This is a genomic window from Stutzerimonas sp. LR2 (assembly GCF_055755175.1).
In genome coordinates, this window is sequence record NZ_JBVTRR010000046.1 from 1 (window position 1) to 996 (window position 996).

General features: G+C 49.6%; 1 protein-coding gene. It reads right to left on the minus strand.

Annotated features, from left to right (window positions below; translation table 11 throughout):
• Nucleotides 1-729 precede the first annotated feature (729 nt).
• Nucleotides 730-996, minus strand: a 267-nt coding sequence (locus ACVRRC_RS21915; RefSeq protein WP_472997563.1) for a hypothetical protein, incomplete at its 5' end; no start/stop codon positions are given.

Sequence of the window (996 nt, forward strand, 5' to 3'; positions counted from 1 at the left end):
AGAGCGAAGAGAACAGCGCTGGTGGCCTCATGCATGATTACTGCATTGATGACGCTTGCTGCGCGGGCTTTAATGGCATCAAATGAACGGTTGCGAACAGCTTGAGCTTTCATGATGACTCCTAATTGCGTGTTAGTTTTCTTACCTTGTGCAATTAGTTTCGCCCTACCCGATCAGCTGACGAAGGCTCTACAGCCCTATTGCGGTCTATATTTTCAAAAACAATGTAGCGCTCTGAAAATGCCTCATTTCTCAACGCAAATCGTCACGTATGCCCCACAGGAACCGCAGCAGTAATCATTGATGTAGCGGCCGTCGTCAGTCCAGTTATTGGCACCACAAGTACATCGGAGCACTCTTATCTTCCCTGCGGGGATCGTCACACTAGGGAAATCCTGAACATATGCGCCTCCGTCAAAGTTGAATGCGGTCACTTTGACTGTATGACGACGTCCGTTATAGGCGGTATAGCGAAAGTACAGATCCCTGGTCGTTATGGTTCCGGCACCTTGTTTGATAGCTTCAGGCATAGCAGTTCCTTATATACAAGTCCAGATGATGAACAAGATGGCTACTAACCACATGAAAATGAACCCTGATACGCCATCTGTAAAAAAGGAAAAAAGCATCTTGATACCATTTCAAAGGGGTGGATACTCTAATTATAGGGGGTGGGCGGCGGTGACGAAAAAAGGAGATGAGGTCGCTCATTGCGAGCGACCAGGAAGGTTAGCGCGACTTTTTTCTCTGGACGGTGAGCAACGTATACCGATTGCCGCAAGGTTCGCAGTTAGCTTTCATAGAGCCGGAACGAACCTGCTTCAGTACCCCGCCACACTTCGGGCAGTGCACATCACGAACACGCTCTTGCATTCGTTGGTTGATGGCCTCAGTTCGTTGTTCTCGCGCCGGGTCAGATTGCCGCTTTACCGCTGGGATGTCGTACCCTAACGCTTTGGCTACGCGGCGATACTCCTTGCTGATCCATTTACCGCC